The 17,646-nt window shown below is 69.5% G+C and carries 14 protein-coding genes and 1 pseudogene; 5 read left to right on the top strand and 10 right to left on the bottom strand.

The window, feature by feature from the left end; genetic code table 11:
- Window positions 1-84: 84 nt before the first annotated feature.
- Complete coding sequence (locus ACIBCM_RS32430; protein ID WP_399249567.1) at window positions 85-1,173, bottom strand: epoxide hydrolase family protein; 1,089 nt, start codon at window positions 1,171-1,173, stop codon at window positions 85-87.
- Window positions 1,174-1,564: 391 nt separating this feature from the next.
- Here ACIBCM_RS32430 and ACIBCM_RS32425 point away from each other — a divergent pair, with 391 nt between their 5' ends.
- Window positions 1,565-2,554, top strand: a complete 990-nt coding sequence (locus ACIBCM_RS32425) for a malate dehydrogenase (RefSeq protein ID WP_399249565.1) — start codon at window positions 1,565-1,567, stop codon at window positions 2,552-2,554.
- A gap of 226 nt (window positions 2,555-2,780) precedes the next feature.
- Here the strand turns inward: ACIBCM_RS32425 and ACIBCM_RS32420 are convergent, their stop codons facing one another.
- The 6 genes and pseudogenes from ACIBCM_RS32420 to ACIBCM_RS32395 form a co-directional block, all read right to left on the bottom strand.
- The gene (locus tag ACIBCM_RS32420) at window positions 2,781-4,241 is read right to left on the bottom strand and encodes a S28 family serine protease (protein ID WP_399249563.1); all 1,461 of its coding nucleotides are present in this window, start codon (window positions 4,239-4,241) and stop codon (window positions 2,781-2,783) included.
- Window positions 4,242-4,778: 537 nt separating this feature from the next.
- On the bottom strand, window positions 4,779-5,369 hold the full coding sequence (locus ACIBCM_RS32415) for a hypothetical protein (RefSeq protein ID WP_399249561.1): 591 nt from the start codon (window positions 5,367-5,369) through the stop codon (window positions 4,779-4,781).
- A 103-nt stretch (window positions 5,370-5,472) separates the two neighbouring features.
- Window positions 5,473-7,899, bottom strand: a complete 2,427-nt coding sequence (locus ACIBCM_RS32410) for an acyltransferase family protein (RefSeq protein WP_399249559.1) — start codon at window positions 7,897-7,899, stop codon at window positions 5,473-5,475.
- Window positions 7,900-7,948: 49 nt separating this feature from the next.
- A pseudogene (locus ACIBCM_RS32405) lies at window positions 7,949-9,022 on the bottom strand (sugar phosphate nucleotidyltransferase); the annotation flags it as partial.
- 58 nt (window positions 9,023-9,080) lie between these two features.
- Window positions 9,081-10,331 carry a glycoside hydrolase family 113 gene (locus tag ACIBCM_RS32400; RefSeq protein WP_399249557.1) on the bottom strand — a complete coding sequence of 417 codons (1,251 nt, stop codon included), beginning with the start codon at window positions 10,329-10,331 and terminating at the stop codon, window positions 9,081-9,083.
- Between the two features lie 62 nt (window positions 10,332-10,393).
- Window positions 10,394-11,683, bottom strand: coding sequence for a glycosyltransferase family 2 protein (locus ACIBCM_RS32395; RefSeq protein WP_399249554.1), 1,290 nt, complete (start codon window positions 11,681-11,683; stop codon window positions 10,394-10,396).
- A gap of 760 nt (window positions 11,684-12,443) precedes the next feature.
- Between ACIBCM_RS32395 and ACIBCM_RS32390 the strand changes: the two genes are divergently transcribed.
- The 4 genes from ACIBCM_RS32390 to ACIBCM_RS32375 all read left to right on the top strand — a co-directional run bounded on the left by ACIBCM_RS32390 (window position 12,444) and on the right by ACIBCM_RS32375 (window position 16,301).
- Window positions 12,444-13,217, top strand: coding sequence for a hypothetical protein (locus ACIBCM_RS32390; RefSeq protein WP_399249552.1), 774 nt, complete (start codon window positions 12,444-12,446; stop codon window positions 13,215-13,217).
- Window positions 13,218-13,567: 350 nt separating this feature from the next.
- A complete protein-coding gene (locus ACIBCM_RS32385) occupies window positions 13,568-14,341 on the top strand; it encodes a hypothetical protein (RefSeq protein WP_399249550.1) in 774 nt (257 codons plus the stop codon).
- A 24-nt stretch (window positions 14,342-14,365) separates the two neighbouring features.
- Window positions 14,366-15,178: a hypothetical protein gene (locus tag ACIBCM_RS32380; RefSeq protein ID WP_399249548.1), complete on the top strand. Its 813-nt coding sequence runs from the start codon at window positions 14,366-14,368 to the stop codon at window positions 15,176-15,178.
- Window positions 15,168-16,301: a HEAT repeat domain-containing protein gene (locus tag ACIBCM_RS32375; RefSeq protein WP_399249547.1), complete on the top strand. Its 1,134-nt coding sequence runs from the start codon at window positions 15,168-15,170 to the stop codon at window positions 16,299-16,301. Before ACIBCM_RS32380 ends, ACIBCM_RS32375 begins: the two co-directional genes overlap by 11 nt.
- On the opposite strand, the gene ACIBCM_RS32370 is transcribed toward ACIBCM_RS32375, so the two are convergent.
- The 3 genes from ACIBCM_RS32370 to ACIBCM_RS32360 all read right to left on the bottom strand — a co-directional run bounded on the left by ACIBCM_RS32370 (window position 16,277) and on the right by ACIBCM_RS32360 (window position 17,632).
- The gene (locus ACIBCM_RS32370) at window positions 16,277-16,492 is read right to left on the bottom strand and encodes a DUF397 domain-containing protein (RefSeq protein WP_399249545.1); all 216 of its coding nucleotides are present in this window, start codon (window positions 16,490-16,492) and stop codon (window positions 16,277-16,279) included. The genes ACIBCM_RS32375 and ACIBCM_RS32370 overlap by 25 nt on opposite strands.
- 94 nt (window positions 16,493-16,586) lie before the next feature.
- The gene (locus ACIBCM_RS32365; RefSeq protein ID WP_399249543.1) at window positions 16,587-16,805 is read right to left on the bottom strand and encodes a DUF397 domain-containing protein; all 219 of its coding nucleotides are present in this window, start codon (window positions 16,803-16,805) and stop codon (window positions 16,587-16,589) included.
- The gene (locus tag ACIBCM_RS32360; RefSeq protein ID WP_399249541.1) at window positions 16,802-17,632 is read right to left on the bottom strand and encodes a Scr1 family TA system antitoxin-like transcriptional regulator; all 831 of its coding nucleotides are present in this window, start codon (window positions 17,630-17,632) and stop codon (window positions 16,802-16,804) included. The genes ACIBCM_RS32365 and ACIBCM_RS32360 overlap by 4 nt, the downstream gene beginning before the upstream one ends.
- Window positions 17,633-17,646: the final 14 nt, after the last annotated feature.

The following is a 17,646-nucleotide window of genomic DNA, read 5'->3' as shown; positions in this document are numbered from 1 at the left end:
GGGACCGTTCCGGTCACCGCACTTGCCGTCCTTTCCAGCCTTAAGGGCTTGCAGGGAAGCAACACCTTGATTCCCTGCGAGCCCTCAGCCGTCCTTGAGGCGGGTGAGGAAGAAGTCCCGGATGTCCCCGGCGAGCAGCTCGGGGACCTCCATCGCGGCGAAGTGGCCGCCGCGGTCGAACTCCGACCAGTGCCTGATGTCGTACAGCCGCTCGGCCAGTGGTCGCACCGACTGTGTGATGTCGTGCGCGAACACGGCCACGCCGAGCGGTACCGGGCACGGCTCGATCCGTCCCGGGCCGTCGTGGTGCAGCCGTGCCGAGGAAGCCGCGGTGGCGGTCAGCCAGTACAGCGAGACGTCGGTGAGCATCCGGTCGTCGCCGACCGGCGTGCGGGGGTCCGTCCACTGGGCGAAGCGCTCGGCGATCCAGACCAGCTGGCCGACCGGCGAGTCGGTCAGCGCGTAGCCGATGGTCTGCGGGGTGAGGGCCTGGAGAGCCTGGTAGGGTGGACGGTTCGCCATCAGCTGTCTGACCTTGTCCAGCCGGGCCTCCTCCGTCTCCGACAGCTCGACGCCGGCGTCCTGGACCGGCGCGGTCGGCAGGTAGTTGACGTGCACTCCGACGACCTGCCCGGGCGCCACCGCGCCGAGCGCCGTGGAGATGCCCGCGCCGAAGTCACCGCCCTGCGCGCCGTAGCGCTCGTATCCGAGCCGGCGCATCAGCTCGGCCCAGGCGCGCGCGACCCGGACGATGTCCCAGCCGCGCTCGTGGGTCGGCCCGGAGAAGCCGTAGCCCGGGATGGACGGGATCACCAGGTGGAAGTCGCGCGACAGCGGCTCGATCACATCGAGGAACTCCAGGAACGAACCGGGCCAGCCGTGGGTGAGGATCAGCGCGAGCGCGTCCGGCTTCGGGGACCGGACGTGGACGAAGTGGATGTTCTGGCCCTCGATCTCGGTGGTGAAGTGCGGCAGCTCGTTCAGCTCGGCCTCGTGGGCGCGCCAGTCGTAACCGGTGCGCCAGTACTCGGCCAGTTCCCGAAGCCGTGCCAGCGGGAAGCCGTAGTCCGACCCGGCGCCGGTGACCTCGTTGGGCCAGCGGGTGCGCGAGAGCCGGTCGTTCAGATCGTCGAGGTCGGCCTGGGGGATGTCGATACGGAACGGTTTGATCATGGCTCTGCTCCCACCCATTCGTTCGGTCGCCGAATGTTGAGTCACCTAACGTTTGAGTGGCTAACGGTAGCATATTCGTTGGTGTCACTAATGATTTTTGCCGGTACCCGGGGCGCGCATCCGGCGCCCCCGAACCCGCCGCCCGCCCGGTACCACCGGGTAACCGACCGGTGACCAGCCGTGAGGCGCCCAACGAGGGGGCGAAGGATGGCGGCGCCGTGGGTCGGATAGCCTGACCGCGGATGTCTCTTCACATCAAGATTCGTGAGGGCGATCCGTGATCGGCGATCGGTGTGATCGGCGGCGCGTGACCGTCCCCCGCGAGGAACCGCGAAGGGGCTCCCACCCCAGGGGCAGGGCCCCCACCGACAGCTGTCTTACGGAGATCGCCATGACCCGCACTCCCGTCAACGTCACCGTGACCGGCGCGGCCGGCCAGATCGGCTACGCGCTGCTGTTCCGCATCGCGTCCGGCCACCTCCTCGGCCCGGACGTGCCGGTCAAGCTGCGTCTTCTTGAGATCACCCCGGCGCTGGGCGCGGCCCAGGGCACCGCGATGGAGCTGGACGACTGCGCGTTCCCGCTGCTGCGCGGCATCGACATCACGGACGACCCGAACGTCGCGTTCGACGGCGCCAACGTGGCCCTGCTCGTCGGTGCCCGCCCCCGTACCAAGGGCATGGAGCGCGGTGACCTCCTGGAGGCCAACGGCGGCATCTTCAAGCCCCAGGGCAAGGCCATCAACGACCACGCGGCCGACGACGTCAAGGTCCTCGTCGTGGGCAACCCGGCCAACACCAACGCCCTGATCGCCCAGGCCGCCGCCCCGGACGTACCGGCCGACCGCTTCACCGCGATGACCCGGCTGGACCACAACCGCGCGATCTCGCAGCTCGCCGCGAAGACCGGCACCGCCGTCTCCGACATCAAGCGTCTGACGATCTGGGGCAACCACTCGGCCACCCAGTACCCGGACATCTTCCACGCGGAGATCGCCGGCAAGAACGCCGCCGAGGTCGTGAACGACGAGAAGTGGCTCGCCGACGCCTTCATCCCCACCGTCGCCAAGCGCGGCGCCGCGATCATCGAGGCCCGTGGCGCCTCCTCGGCGGCCTCCGCCGCGAACGCCGCGATCGACCACATCCACACCTGGGTCAACGGCACCGCCGACGGCGACTGGACCTCCATGGGCATCCCGTCGGACGGCTCCTACGGTGTGCCGGAGGGCCTGATCTCCTCCTTCCCGGTCACCGCGAAGGACGGGGTGTACGAGATCGTCCAGGGCCTGGACGTCAATGAGTTCTCCCGCGCCCGGATCGACGCGTCCGTGCAGGAGCTGGCGGAGGAGCGCGAGGCGGTCCGCGCGCTCGGCCTCATCTGATCTCCCCGTCCGCCCCGCCCGCCCGGTGAGACGGCGGCCCGCCCGGGCCGGGCGCCCGCCCGGGCGGACCGCCTCCGCCCGTACGGCGTGCGTACAGCGTTTCGTACGGCGTGCCTGCGGCGTCGGCACAGTGTTTCGTAGGGCGTCGGTAAGGCGTCTCGTACGGCGGGTTCGTACGGCAGGAACCGCCCCCGGGTGCTCCCACCGCACCCGGGGGCGGTCCGCGTCACGGCCCGAGCAGCCTGGACCCCCGGTGCCGGTCATCCGGGACCCGCCGGTCCAGCGCGGCGTCGTACGGTGCGAGGGCCTCGGCCTCCGCCGTGTCGTCGCTCTCCGACGCGGGCGCGACCCCCGCCCACTTCTGGATCCGGGCCGTCGCCAGGGCCTTGTCCCCGGCCTTCAGCCGGGAGATCTCGGTGTAGTGATTGGCGCCGGGCGCGGTCAGGACATAGCTGTCCTCCGTGTCCTCCCCGAGCCGGAAGGGCTCGGCGCTCCAGGGGTCGAACTCACCGTTGACGAACAGCATCCGCCGGGCGTTGTGCCGCACCCAGCGGTCGATGTCCTTCATCACCCCCGGCTTGAAGGCCATGGGGATGTGCCGCGGTACGAACGTCCTGGGCGAGGGGGGCGCGAAGTGGGTGAGCCCCTTGAGGTGCGGGAGGTCGAGCGCGGGGGAGCCGAGTTCCGTGCCGGCCTGGTAGTAATACGGGCTGGTGTCCCTCAGGCCCCGGTCGGAGAGCGACGAGAACTGGGTGATCCAGCTGATCGCCTCGTACAGATCCTGATCGGACGCGGTGGTGGGATCGGGCACCGAGGCGCAGTTGTCCCGCGCCCCGCTCTGCCAGTAGTTCCAGGCCAGATCCCGGACGGCCGCCTCGTACGCCTCCGAGAGAGAGCCGAGCGTCTTGAACGAGGCGCGGTTGGCCACCGCCCAGTCGTCCAGCCGCCTCTCCATCGGCACCCGGCGTACGAGCGCCTCCTGCTGGAGGCTCTTGAGCCTGTCACGGCACTCCGGGGTGCCGATCGAGCTGAAGAAGCGGTCGTAGGCGGAGTCCTCGCCGTTGTCGACGTCGTTGGGCGCCGCGTAGGCGACCACGCCGTCCATGTCCTTCGGGTGGAAGCGCTCGTAGAAGACGGCCGTCATCCCGCCCTTGGAACTACCGGTGGAGATCCACTTCCTGCTGTAGATCTTCTTCAGCTCGGTGAACAGCCGGTGCTGGTCATCGGCCGCCTGACGGATCGTCATAGTGGTCCAGTCCCCGGGTTCGGGCCGTGACTGGGAGAAGAACCGGTGCTCCAGCGACACCTCGTTGCCGTCGATGATCCGGGCCGGCTCGGTGCGGTAGAGGGACGGGTAGAGGCTGTAGCCGCTGGTGTGGAAGACCGTCGGCCTGGCGGTGTCGCGGTGCAGCAGCGTCAGCCGCTGCTGGAATGTTCCTTTCGACGGGTCCCGGTGGTCGACGGGCTGTTGGTAGCTCAGCGTGAAGAAACGGTACTCCTCGTGGGGGGTCTCCTTGATCAGCCGCATCCCCGGTATCGCGAGGATGAGGTCTTTGATGTCCGTCGGCTGTGCTGTGCTCATGCCCGGCGGGGTAAGTGACTCCGGGCTGATGGCTCCTGCCGCCGTGGCCGTCGCCGTGCCCAGTAGCACGGCCAGCGATAAGAGTCCGGTGAGCGCTCTGCGCATTGCTTGCTCCGTATCGTGGGGGGTGCGATCGGCCCTCCGGGGTGCGTCCGGAGGCAAGGCCCGACCGCCCGGCCGGACGCGTCCGTGGTGCGCTACCGGCCGACTGCACTGGTTGTTCCGAGCAACTTGCAGGGCATATTGTGCGCCCCTTCCCCCGGCTGGTTGTGAGCGGGTCCCCGATCGATGCGAATCGCGCCAGTGTCCGTTCGGCGCGCTGGAGTTCGCGCAGGTCACGCCGGTGCCACGACGGCATGGCCGTAGGTGCGGACCCTCGGATTCCGGCCGGTGGTACCGCCATTGCGCCACGCGCAACCCGGGCCGGGGGCGCGGATGGCCGGGGTTCGGGCGCGGGCGACCCGGGGTTCCAGGGCGCGGCGGACAGGGGTTCGGCCGTGAGTGAGCCGGGGTTCGGGCGCGGGTGACCGGGGGTCCGGGGGCGGGAGAACACGGCCCGGGCGTTGGCGACCGGGGTTCGCGTGCTGGAGACCGGGGGTTCGCGCGTGGGTGACCGGGCCCGGGAGCCTTTGGTCCCGTGGGTCAGTCCATGGAGATCGTGCGCAGCGGCTCACCCGTCCCCGGGCGCAGATCGACGAGGTGGACCCGGGCTTCCTCCTCCTCGCCCGTTACCAGACGTATCCGGTCGGGCCCCTCCCAGGCCGCCTCGACCAGGACGTTGGCGCCTACGTCGCCGTTGAAGTAGCCCACCTGCCAGCGGCGTTTGGCGAGCCCGGAGCCCTCGTCGACATAGACCCACCACAACGGGTCGATCAGATCGGCCCCCTCCTCCACCACGAGCCGCCGGTCGGAGCGGCCGGGCGCCGCCTCGTCCGTCGTCACCTCCTGACCGGAAGAGGCGAAGAGGGCGAGCGGCACCGCGAAGAAGGCGATGAGGCCCGCCGTCACCGCCGACAGGACCCGGATGACGACGTTCCGGACGCCGAGGAACACGGCGGCCGTCAGAGCCGCCACGACCGACAGGCCGAACAGCAGCGGATGGTGCAGCACTTGAGCCACCATCAGCAGCCCGCCGGACCAGCTGGACCACCAGCCGACCGCCATGGCCGCCATCAGGACCCCCGAGGCCGCGACGAGCCCCCGCGCGAGCCTCCGGCGCTGTCGGACCGTCATCTCCGCCATGCTCGGCCCCCAGCCGTCTGTGAAGGAGCGGCGCCCCGGGGCGCCCCCGGCGAGAACCTTAGACGCCCGCCGGGGTACGGGGGCGGCCCGTCGCTCACTTCAGGGCCGAGGCGAGTTCCTTCTCCAGCCAGGGCCGCACATATCCCATACCGGCATCGGTGAGATGCACCCCGTCGGCCTCCGGGTACAGGCGCTTGCCCTCCGGTGTGCTGCTCGCGCAGCCGCCGCCGGGGCACAGGAACCCGTCGAGGTCCACGAGCCCGACCTTGCCCGCGGACGCCTTGACGTAGTCGCCCACCACATCGTTGAAGCACTTGCCCCAGTCGGCGGTGACGGCTCCGGTGGTCCGGCGCGTGTTCAGGAGGAGCACCTTGGCCTCGGGCGCGGCCCGGTTCACGATGGCGACCGAGGAACGCAGCTGCTTGAGATACCGGGTCCGGTACGCCGGGTCGCACGCGGTCATCCAGGCACCCCCGATGCGCTGCTCGGCCGCGTCCCGGCCGACGTGGATGAGCACCGCGTCCGGTTCGGCGGCCTCCACCTGGTCCTTCCAGAACTCCGGCCAGGCGCGGCACGCGTCCCAGTTCTCCAGCACCTTGTCCTCGCGGTCGCGGATCGCGTCCGGTGACATGACCCCGCAGCCCCGCTGGCCTCCGTCGATGACGGCGTAACCGTTCCCGTGCCTGCTGAGCACCGTGGCGAAGTCCTCCGCCATCGAGTCGCCGAGCGTCAGCACCAGTTGCTTGCCGTCGGGACGCATGCTGTCGGCGATGTAGACCGGCAGGTAGTACGCGCCGGCGCCGATGACGGCAGCCGCGGCGGTGAGCGCGGGCACGGCGCGCGACGGGCGCCAGTCCCTGACCCGGACCTGCTCGATCGAGTAGTGCATGATCATCGCCAGCAGCCAGGTGAAACCGGTACCGAGGACGAACAGGAAGTACGGCTTCAGCTCCGGCCACGCCATCAGGAGCAGCCAGTACACCGGCAGATGCAGCAGATACATGCTGTACGAGATCTGCCCGATCTCCATCAGCGGTTTGAAGGAGAGCACCTTGGCCAGCGGTCCCCGGTCAGTGCACAGCGTGGCGGCGAGGACGGCGACCAGGAGCGCGACGACGGCGAGGCCGCCCTGGTAGAGCCACGGCTCGTGGTAGGTGCTGACCTTGACGCTGACGTAGAGGATGGCGGCCAGGCAGACGATGGAGACGACGGAGGCCAGGGCCGTGCCCGTGCTGCCCGCGCCCCGGCCGCGCTCGCTCACGCGCACCTGGACGAGATGGACGGCGAAGGCCGCGGCGGCGCCCGCCATGAACGCGACGGCACGGGTGTGGGTGGCGAGATACAGCAGATCGCTGTTGCTCCCGTTCCACAGCAGCGGCGCCACCAGGGCGGAGCCGCCGAAGAGGATCACGGTGAGCACCGCCACCGGCAGAACCCGCCTGCGGAAGACGGCGAACGCCACCACCATGACCAGCGGCCACACCACGTAGAACTGCTCGGTGATGCTGAGCGACCACATCGCCGACAGCGGCTGGATGCTGCCGAAGTGGTCCCAGTAGGCGTCCCCGCGGGCGATCTGGGCCCAGTTGGCGATCTGGAGCAGCGAGCCGAGGGCCTGCTCGGAGACGGACCGGGCCTCCTTGAGCGGGCTGGCGAGATAGGAGATGACCACCACCGCGCCGAGCGTGACCATCAGGCCGGGCAGCAGCCGCTTGGCGCGGCGCCGGTAGAAGCGTCCGATGCGGATCCGGCCGTTGCGCTGGACCTCTCTGATCAGCAGCAGGGTGGTGAGGAAGCCCGAGAGCACGAAGAAGGCGTCCACGCCGAACAGGCCGTTGCTGAACCAGTTGGTGTGGTACAGCAGCACGGAGAGGATCGCTATACCGCGCAGTCCGTCGACGGCCGCGAACCGGGACTTCAGGGGCACGGACCCCCGCCCGGATTCCGGCTCCCGCTCCGGCTCCGGTCCGGGCCCGGGATCCGGCTCCGCCACGGGCGCGGGTGCCGGCTCCGGGGCCGGTGCGCCCTCGGGGCGCTGCCTGGGCGCGTACGGCTGCGTTCCGCCCTGGTGGTACTGCTCGGGAACGTACGGCTGCGTCCCGTCCCCGTGGTACGGCTGTGGGACGTACACCTGCGTTCCGTCCCCGTGGTACGCCTCCGGCACGTGCGGCCGCGTCCCGTCGTCGTGGCGCTGCCTGGGCACGTGCGGCTGCGGAACGTAGGGCTGGGTCCCGCCGCCCTGGTGCGGCTGCGGGGTGTACGGCTGGGTCCCGCCGCCCTGGTGCGGCCGGGGGGTGTACGGCTGCGTTCCGTCCCCGTGGTACGGCTCCGGGACGTAGGGCTGGGTCCCGTCCTCGTGGTACGGCCCCGGGTACGCCCGCGCCTGCGGTGCCGGCTCACCGGGACCGCCCGGGTACGGCTGCGGGCGGTATGCGTCCGGGCCCCCGTGACCGCGCTCGTCTCCGTACCGCCGCTCGTCGCCGTGGTGCCCCGAGGAGTCAGTGGGCGGCTGACGATGCATGAGGTACTCCTGGGTGCGGGATGGTGTGGACGGTGCACGCGGTCGGGGCGGCGGAGACGCGTACGCTCTCGTCGGCGACGGAGGCTCCGCAGCCGATGCGCAGCCCGGGCGGCAGCTCATTGCCCGCCCCGATCCGCGCGCCGTCACCGACGACCACGGAGTTCAGAGTGGTGTCCGCCCCGATCCCGGCGTCACGGCCGACGACCGAGCGGTGGACCAGGGCACCGGCGGCGATACGGGCGCCGGGCATCACGACGCTTCCCTCCACCACCGCGCCCGCCGCCACCCGCGCGCCCGCCCCGACGGTCGTGCCCCCGCCGAGCACCGCCCCGGGGTCGATAAGGGCACCCGGCAGCACGAGGGCGTCCCCGGTCGGCCCGGGCAGGGCCGGGGAGGCGATCAGACCCCGTACGAGGTCGGCGGACCCCTTGACGAAGGCGGCCGGGGTGCCGAGATCGAGCCAGTACGTGTCGTCCACGACGCCCCGGAGCACGGCGCCGTCGGCCAGCAGCTCCGGGAAGGTCTCGCGCTCGACGGAGACGACCCGCCCCGCCGGTACGCGGTCGATGACCGAGCGGGTGAAGACATAGCAGCCCGCGTTGATCTGGTCGGTCACGATCTGTTCCGGCGTCGTCGGCTTCTCCAGGAACGCCGTCACCCGGCCGTCGGGGTCCGTGGGCACCAGACCGAAGGCGCGCGGATCCTCGACACGGGTCAGATGGAGGGTGACATCGGCCCCCGAGTCACGGTGGGTGTCCCGCAGGCCCGCGATGTCCGCTCCGGAGAGGATGTCGCCGTTGAAGACGAGCACCGGTTCGCCGGGGCCGCAGGTGAGGTGTCCGGCGGCGTTGCGGACCGCGCCGCCCGTGCCCAGGGGTTCGCGTTCGGTGACGTAGACCAGCTCCAGGCCGAAGCCCCGGCCGTCGCCGAACGCCTCCTCGAAGTGCGCGGCGAGATAGGACGTCGCGAAGACGATCCGGGTCACACCGGCGGCGGCCGCGCGCGCCAACTGGTGTGCCAGGAAGGGGACTCCGGCCACCGGGAGCAGCGGCTTGGGGGTATGGCTGGTCAGGGGCCGGAGCCGGGTGCCCTGGCCGCCGACGAGGAGGATCGCTTCAGACATGAAAGGTCCATCTTGGGTCGCGGGAAGGAGATGACGGGCCGACGGGGAGGGCGTCCCCTCACGGGGTGGCGGCGGTGCTGCCGGGCCCTCGGTAGTCGGAGGTGAAACAGTCCTTGATGGCCTTCTCGGACTTCGGCCGGCCCGCGAAGTCGAGGCGGGAGGCCGTGCGGTCGTCCGGCGCCGTGAAGGGGTCGTCCTCGAAGTAGATCGACCACCAGTAGACGCCGGCCATACGGCGTTCCTCGACGACACGGCAGACCGCCGTGTACCAGGTGGCCTGCACTGCGGGGTTGAGCCTGCGCTTGTTGTAGAAGTCACCGGGGGCGTGGTAGGCGCCGTTCATGGCGCCGATGCCCGCCTCCGCGATCACGATCTTCGGGAGGGGCCCGGCGGCCTTCTTGTCCAGCCAGGTGTCCCAGCCGTCGACGAGGGTGTCGACCGAGGCGCTGTCGGGCACCTTGACCGGGAAGTAGGCGTCCACACCGAGGTGCTTCACCGGCATGTCGATCCGGCCCCTGACATAGCTGTCCCAGTTCGCGTCGTACGAGATCTCACCCGAGTAGATCTTCTCGGCCGCTGCCACGAGACCGCTCCACCCGGCGGCACCCTCCATGGAGTTCAGCTCGGTGCCCACCACGAAGGTGGTCGCCTTCCGCCTCTCGGCGACCTCGAGGTAGGGCGTGAGGAACTTCCGGTACGAGGTGAACCAGGCCGTCCTGCTCGACGGCTCGATGTTGCCCCGCCAGCCCTCGGGCGGATCGAGCGACTTCTCGTCCATGAGCGGGCGTACGGTGGTGCGCAGCCCCGCCTCCTGGAACACCGTCAGCACCCGCTCCAGGCGCTGCGGCGAGGGGGTCTTCGGCCCGTCCGTGATCCTCGTCGAGGTCTTTCCCCCGGTGTAGAAGGGGAAGGAGACCGAGACCGAGTTCGCTCCGAGCCCCACCAGGTAACGGGCGTGCTTGCGCGCCTGGCCCTCGATGAACCGGTCGGAGTGCTTCGGGTTCTCCTCCCAGTAGATCTGTACGCCCCACTGGGGCATGCCCGGCTTCCACTTCTTGGCCACCCGGTCGACCGGCGGGGCGGCGGGCGCCGTGGCGTCCGGCTTCCCGGCGGTGTCCCCCGGCACAGTGCCGGGGACATCGGTCGCGGGGCGCTCCTCGTCCTCCCGCCAGACGATCTCGGGCAGTGCGGAGCCGGACTCCCAGCGGACCGGATGGTCGCCCAGGACGAGGGGAGTCGCGACAACGACGAGGAGAATGGAGAGGGGGAAGACCGCGAGCAGCGGCAGCCGGGATCGTGAGCGCTTCATGTGGGGTGCTTTCCTGCTGAGTCGTGCGACCGGTTCGTGGGGGATCTGGCCGGGCCGGGCCGTCAGGCGGGCTTGGCGATCACGACGAACTTGTTCTCTTCGCGGCGGACGAACTTCAGGAATCCCTTGAAGCCTCCGAGGCCCTCCAGAACCGAGAAGACCGGGATGAGTGCCACCACCACGATCGGCTCCCACCATTTCCGCCTGCCGTTGGCGGACGCGATGGCGTTGAGCCGCAGCCCCTCCCAGTAAGTCCAGATGACATAGGCGAAGTTCAGGGACCAGAACACGACGATGGACTGGGTGACGGGCGAGGTGTTGAGATCACCCGTCATCAGGCCGATACAGAGAACGGCCACGATGTGCTGCAACGGTCCGAGGATCCAGGTCGCCACACAGACCGAGAGGAACCAGCGGTAGCGAAGCGGGATGGTGCGGTTGAAGCACAGCGCCACGAGCCCCCAGGCCCAGCGGTCCCGCTGCTTGACGAAGTCCTTGGTGGTGGCCGGCGAGGCGCCGTAGCAGCGCCCGTTGAACCAGTCGCTGCGGCCGGGGTAGCGGCGGCAGAAGGTGAGGGCGAGCTGGGCGTCCTCGACGATGGCCTTCGGCCCGAAGTCCCAGCCGATGGTCGCCTCGATCGAGGCACGCAGGACCAGCAGCTCCCCGTGCACTCCGGCGGCCGGCGTACCGAGTCCGGTGAGCGCGCGGAAGCGGGCGATGTCGTCGGCGGGCCTGACGGCGTCGGCGAGCCAGGTGAAGAGATTGACGGCGTTCTCACGGGGGTACGTCAGGATGCCCTGGGCCATGTGTTTGGCCTGGTCGGGATGGGCCCTGCGCTGACGGTTGATGAACTGGGCGAGCGAGGCGGCCGTGTCCGGGCCCACTCCGGTGTCGTCGTCCATGTGGAGGACCCACACATGGTCGAGGGCCTCGCCCTCCTCGATCCGCAGTTCGTGCGCGTAGTTGTTGGCGCGTGCCTTGAAGCGCGTCCCGTTGGGGGTCTGATACGCCTTCGGCACGGTCACCACGCGGATCAGCGGGTTGGAGGCCGCGAGTCCGTCGATGGACTCGGCGGCTTCGCAGCCCTCCTCGGTGAGCACGTCGATGCGCAGATGGGGGAAGTACTCCGGCAGATGCTCGGCATAGGAGAGGACGGAACGTTTCAGCGCAGGGTAGGTGTCATGCCGCCCGATCGTCGGGACGAGCACGATCAGGAAGTCCTGCTCGGCCGGCGCGGGCGGAACCATCCGTTCGCTGCGGCGGACCCGTCTTCGGATCAGCCAGGCCCCCTGGATCCCCACGAGCACACCGACCACGGGAAGCGACCAGACGACGGACAGGGCCCAGCTCATCGGGGAACTGCTCGGCCGATAAGCCCAGAGACCGAATGCGAGGAGAATCACAAAGGGCAGCAGGAAGGGGAGAACACCCGGCTTCCATTCGGCGGTCCGCCGCGCCAGCTTCGCGTCCTGACGCGATTGGGAGCGGCTTATGGGGGCCGTTGTCGATGCCATTGAGATTCAGCTTCCCTGAGTAGCGGGTCCCCTTGTGTGGTGAGAACTGCGTACTCGCTCAGCCCCCGGCACCCTGTTTACGTTTCGGCGAATAGGCCGTGTATCTTCACACGCCAACCAACCTAGAGTAAAGCCATGGCCAAGGATGTGTCCGCACCGTGACGGTTGTGTGGGTTTCGTCACCAGTGGATCGCCGGGGTGGTCGGGGGTGGTCGCACGCGTCGTCGCGGCGCAGTCCATGGTGCCCTGCGCCGGCCCGGGCGGACAGGCTGTCCGGCCTTGACGCAAGGGCACTTCAAGCCAAAAGCTAGGATGAATACCTCCCCTAAAACGGTCATCTCGGGCGCTTTCGTGGTCGCCGGTCGACGCTGCCGTACGTGATCCGTGCGACCGGATGAGCGCTTCCGGCCTCCTTCGTCCGGCTGTCCATGCGCCGCCCGGTCGCCTCGCGGGCGCCCCGCATTCAGGGGGCCGTCGGGCGCGTACTCGCCGGATCCCCCCGTGATGCCCTTGCCTTCGTATCACGTGATAAGGGGCGATTTTGGGCCTCAGCCCTACGGTGTCTCCCCCGATGGAAGCCGCCGAGCGGAGGACACACGTGACGCACGACAAGCCGCAACCCAGTTGCTATCTCCTGGAGTTCTCGGTGAAACCGGGCGGCGCCCGGCTGGGAGAGGTCTGCGCACATGGGACGCTCGCCGGTCTCCAGGGTGTGGAGGCCACGCCTCTCGTCGACTTGGACCTTCTGGTGACGTACGGCGCGGTACTGCACCTGTGGGTGGTCCGGCGGGGGGAGATCACCCAGGGCATCGACCTCCACCCCTTCCTGCGGACGGGCAGCCCGGACAGCGACCGCACGCTCGCGCGCCTGCTGGCGGGGGAGGCGCGGGACTCGCCCCAGGTCCTGGAGATCCTGGAGAGCCACCCCGACGATCCGCGCGCGGCGCTTGTGCTGCTCACCCGGTTCCTCGCGTCACACGACGGCGCCACCGGGGCCGGCGCGGAATCCGGGGCCGGTAGGGAATCCGGGCCGGACGACCTGTCGGGGCCCGCGCGACCCCTCGGAGGGGGCGGGGAGGACGGCGGGGAGGGTGACCTTCCGTCAGCCGATGGCTCCCCCTGGGAGGGGCTGGACCTCGACTGGGACGCCCTCGCCTCCGTCGTACCCCGGCTGGAGGAACCGCTCCTGGGGCCCGGTGGGGTGGCCGTCCGATGGGCCGAGGGCGTCGTACCGCACCCGGACAGCTATCTCACCAACGGCTACTTCGCCGCCGTCGGGGAGGACGGAGGCACCATGATCTACGCGGGCCGGAACGACCTGGAGAACGGCGACAACGAACGCCTCTACGAAGAGGACGACGACCTGGAGTGAGGGCCGTCGGCCGGGGAGCCGCCCGGGTCCTCCGTACGACCTCGCTCTCCGGGGCCCTGCGGTCGGCGGGCCGTATGTCCGTCGTTCGGCGGGGGTGTTGTGGATTGGATAGAGCGTTCATTCCAATGAGGAAAGAGGGTTGCGGACGACGGGCGTGGGACGGGAAGCCCCGCGTGTTCAGGAGTCACGTCATCGTCCTAGCCGTCCGCCGACCGTGAACCCTGTGTCGGTGCCCTGCGGCACGATGCCGGTGGCCTTCCCCTGTCTGCCATGTCACGTGATAGCCGGGGTGATGTCGGACCCCGGTCCTAGGGTGTCGTCCGCGGTGAAGCCGAGGACGGAGGACACCGGTGACACAGAACGAACGCCTGCCCAGTTTCTATCTGCTGGAGTACGTGGTGCATTCGGCCCGAGAACGCACGCGGGCGAACGCGTACGCCCATGGCACCCTGGCCGGCCTCCGGGAGCAGTGGGAGAAGTCCCCCTGTCTGCCCGCGGAGGATGTGTTCATGGGCTTTCCGTTCCTGTATCTGTGGGTGGTCCGGCGGGGTGAGATCACGCAGGGCATCGACCTGTACCCATTGCTGCGGACGGGCAGTCCGGAGGACGACCGGATGCTGCCACGCGTCTTGGCGGTGGGGCGTACGGAGGTGCCGAGGGACGAGCCCACGAAGGCGATCTCGGATGTCCTGAACTTCTACTGGGACTGGGGGATCTTCCGCGCCGGACTGTCCGTGCTCACCCGGCTCCTCACGCTGCACGACAAGGTCACCGCGCCCGGCGCGGATCCGGGGGAGTCGGTACGGGCCGAGTACGCGCGACTTCTCGAACAGATCGGGAACGGGGACCTTCCGGAGCCGGACGACGACGAGGACGATGATCTGTTCCTCGACTGGGATGCCATCGCCGACGTGGCACCCCGGCTGGAGGAACCGCTGCTCGGGCCCGGCGGATGGGATGTCCGCTGGGCAGAGGGTGTGGAGCAGAACGAGGAAAGTTACCTTTCGGAGAACGGCATGGGGAACAAGGACGTCAGGCTCTACGCGGGCCGGACCGACCTGGCATGGCACGACGACGATCGTCTCTACGAGGAGGACAAGGGCCTCGACCGTTTCTCCTCCTGACGGAAGCCGAGTAGAGGACACCCCGTGACGGACGACGAGCCCCAACCCAGTTGCTACCTCCTGGAGTTCTCGGTGGCGCCCAACCCCGAGTTCCGGGCCGATGTGTACGCTCATGGCACCCTGGCCGGGCTCCGGGAACAGCCCGTTGACATCGATCTGGATCTGGTGCTCCTCCACCAGCCGGTGGTCCTGCATCTGTGGGTGGTCCGGCGGGGTGAGATCACCCACGGCATCGATCTGCACCCGTTCCTGCGCACGGGCAGCCCCGAGCACGACCGGACTCTCGCCGGCTGCGTGAACCTCGGACGTACACCGGAGTACCCCGAGGATCCCTGGAACCAGATCGGCGCGATCCTGAAGCAGTCCTTCATCGGCGGACTGCGCGGCGAACCCCTGCCCTTGGCCACCCGCCTCCTCACGCTGCACGACAAGGTCACCGCGCCCGGCGCGGATCCGGGGGAGTCGGTGCGGGCCGAGTACGAGCGACTTCTCGAACAAATCGACGAAGAGGACTTCTCGGGGCTGGAGGACGAGGGCGTCCGACTGAGGCTGTCCCTCGACTGGGACGCCATCGCCCGCACGGCACCCCGCCTGGAGGAACCGCTTCTGGGGCCCGGGGGGCTGAACTTCCGCTGGGCCGAGGGCGTGGAGCAGATCCCGGACAGTTATCTGTCGGAGGAAAGCTGGAAGATCGAGGACATCACGCTCTACGCGGGCCGCAATGACATGGAGTTCGGCGGGGGAGACGCCTTCTACGAAGAGGACGAGGAACTGCTGAACGGCGACGGGGAACGCCTCGACGGCGAGGGAGAGGAAGCGGCACGGTATGACATCTGACGAGCTGCTGATTCAGGAAGCCCTGGCGGCCGAGGACGCGGACGAATCCGAGCGTGCCGAGCGTGCCGTCCACGACCTGCTCGCCGCCGGACCGCAGGCGCTGCGCTGCGTCCTCTCAGCCGCCGTCGAACGGGCCGACCGCCACCACCCGTCGCTGTACGAGGTCGTCCGCCGCAGCACCGGTCCCGAGGCGGTCCCCGTGCTGCTCGCCCATACCGGCGCGGGACCCCACGCTCTGGAGGCGGCCGTCCTGTACGCACTGGCCCGCAGCGACGGGGACGAGGGACCGGACCAGGTCGAGGCCATCCTCGCCGACCGCACGGCGCTGTACACGACCCGGGCGGCGGCGGCCGAAGCCCTCCAGGGGGCGGCCCGTCCCGCGGCGGGCGAGGTTCTCCGCGAGGTTCTCGCCGAGCAGCACCGGGAGCCGGAGAACCCGGAGTGGCCCCTGCTGCTGGTCGCCACGGCCGTCGCCCTCGCCACGACGGGCGACCACAGCGGCGCGGCGGCCCTCCGCTCCCTCCTCGCGAGCCCCCATGAGCTCGCCCGCGCGATGGCCGTTGGCGCGTACCGTCTGGTCCTGGACGAGGACTCGCTGCGCCTGCTCGCCCGTGCGCTGGCCGACCCCGGCATCGAAGTGCGCCGGGAGGCCGTCGACCCCGTCTTCCTCATCGGGTCACCCGCCGCCGCCGACCTGCTCCTTCGGAGCGCGCGGGAGGACCTGGACGACCAGGTCCGCTACAACGCCCTCATCCGCTTCGGCGACATCGCGGGCCTCGCGCTCGGCGGCGACCCGGAGAACCTGCCGTTCGCGGACGAACGGTGGCGGGAGCTGCGGGACACCCTGGACCCGGCGGTCTGCCACCGCTTCGGGGTGCCCATCACCCTGGCCGACCTGGTCGAGGAGTTCACCGACGAAGAGCTCCTGCGGACGTCCGTCGCCGAGGAGCTGCGCCTGCTCACCGGCGTCGACGTCCCTACCGCGTACGCCCGGCACGGCCTCGACGCGGCCCTGCGCTCCGTACGCGATGTCCCGTTCACGACCGGACGGATCCACAAGTGGGGCCATCTCCGCCCCATGCCGTCACCGGTGGCGGGTCACATCCCGCTGCCCCGGGCGTAGCCGACCAGGTCCCCCCAACTGCGCGGAGAGAGCAGAAGTACGGGCCCGTCGGTGACCTTGCTGTCCCGCACGGGGACGAGACCGTGGGCCTGTGCGTGGCTGGGGGCCCACTCGACGCAATTCCCGCCACCGTCGCCGCTGTAGGACGACTTGACCCATGCGGTGCGGGGGAGGTTCAGTTCGGCGCTCATGTCAGTAGTGCCTCCATAAGGGACCGGGTGAGAGGGGAGCCCCGCCGCTCCGAAGAAGAGGAGGCGGCGGGGCGTGCATCGGGGCCGGGGCAGGTCAGGCGTCGAATGTGCCGTCCTTGACGGCGGATATGAAGCCACGCCATCCATTGACGGAGAAGACGAGCGCCGGACCTTGGGGGTCCTTGCTGTCCCGGACCGGGACCATGCCGGATGCGGCGAACGAGGGGGCGTGCTCGACGCAATTGCCGCCTCCGTTGCCGCTATACGTGGACTTGGACCACTTGGCATTGGAGAGGGCGGGTGGGCTGATCATTCTGGTAATGCCTCCATCACGGAGCGAATCATCGCCGCCGAGTCCGTCGGCGACAGGGCATATGCCCTCAAGCGATCGTATGCCCGTAGGCGCGCCGTCACGGTGTCCTGATCGTCCAACAGTCTGCCCGTGGAAATGCTCTCTTCCCACACGAACTGTGATCCGTTGTCCAGCGTGAAGGTCGCCATTGACCCGCCCATGAGCGAGTATCCCCCGAGCTCAAACGGGAAGATCTGCAGCAAGGAATTGGGGGTTTCGGTCAGCGATGCGAGGTGGGCGAGCTGTTCCCGTACGACGCCCGGCCCACCGAGCAAGCGGTGGAGTACGCCTTCGTCGATGATGACGTTGAGGTCAGGGGGGTTCTCGCCGCTTAGGACAGCTTGCCTGCTCATGCGGGCAGTCAGAAGGTCCTCTGCCTGCTCTGGAGTGACCTTGGGGTTGAACGTTCTGAACAGTGCCCGGGCGTAGGCCTCCGTCTGCACCAGGCCAGGGACCAGTTGCCCGCTGAACTCTTGGATCAGCCGGGCTTGGGATTCCAGTTCCATACGACGGCGGAACTCGTCCGGATGGATCTCCTTCCGCGCCAAACCGTACAACTTCTCGAACAGCTGATCCGTCCCGAACGCCGCGTCCAGCTTCGCCGGGAGGTCCGGGGGGATCATCGCCTCCGCTGTCTCGAAGCGGGCCAGGGAACTCTTGCCGTACTTGAGGACGTCGGCGAGACGCTCCAGGCTCATGCCCGCCGCCGTGCGTAACCGGCGCATCTCCGAGCCGAACAGATCCCGCGCCGAGCGGTCGGGTGTCAATTCGCGCGAACGTGCGACCACGATTGCTGCCTCCC

The sequence above is a fragment of the Streptomyces sp. NPDC051018 genome, assembly GCF_044456085.1.
In the GTDB taxonomy this organism is placed as follows: domain Bacteria; phylum Actinomycetota; class Actinomycetes; order Streptomycetales; family Streptomycetaceae; genus Streptomyces.
The sequence above is the reverse complement of the archived record's forward strand: the minus strand, read 5'-3'. Positions and strand labels throughout refer to the sequence as shown.

Excerpts from the sequence above, each read along its gene's own strand:
- ACIBCM_RS32430 (WP_399249567.1), bottom strand. The coding sequence starts at position 1,173 with ATGATCAAACCGTTCCGTATCGACATCCCCCAGGCCGACCTCGACGAT.
- ACIBCM_RS32425 (WP_399249565.1), top strand. The coding sequence starts at position 1,565 with ATGACCCGCACTCCCGTCAACGTCACCGTGACCGGCGCGGCCGGCCAG.
- ACIBCM_RS32420 (WP_399249563.1), bottom strand. The coding sequence starts at position 4,241 with ATGCGCAGAGCGCTCACCGGACTCTTATCGCTGGCCGTGCTACTGGGC.
- ACIBCM_RS32415 (WP_399249561.1), bottom strand. The coding sequence starts at position 5,369 with ATGACGGTCCGACAGCGCCGGAGGCTCGCGCGGGGGCTCGTCGCGGCC.
- ACIBCM_RS32410 (WP_399249559.1), bottom strand. The coding sequence starts at position 7,899 with ATGCATCGTCAGCCGCCCACTGACTCCTCGGGGCACCACGGCGACGAG.
- ACIBCM_RS32400 (WP_399249557.1), bottom strand. The coding sequence starts at position 10,331 with ATGAAGCGCTCACGATCCCGGCTGCCGCTGCTCGCGGTCTTCCCCCTC.
- ACIBCM_RS32395 (WP_399249554.1), bottom strand. The coding sequence starts at position 11,683 with ATGAGCTGGGCCCTGTCCGTCGTCTGGTCGCTTCCCGTGGTCGGTGTG.
- ACIBCM_RS32375 (WP_399249547.1), top strand. The coding sequence starts at position 15,168 with ATGACATCTGACGAGCTGCTGATTCAGGAAGCCCTGGCGGCCGAGGAC.
- ACIBCM_RS32370 (WP_399249545.1), bottom strand. The coding sequence starts at position 16,492 with ATGAGCGCCGAACTGAACCTCCCCCGCACCGCATGGGTCAAGTCGTCC.
- ACIBCM_RS32365 (WP_399249543.1), bottom strand. The coding sequence starts at position 16,805 with ATGATCAGCCCACCCGCCCTCTCCAATGCCAAGTGGTCCAAGTCCACG.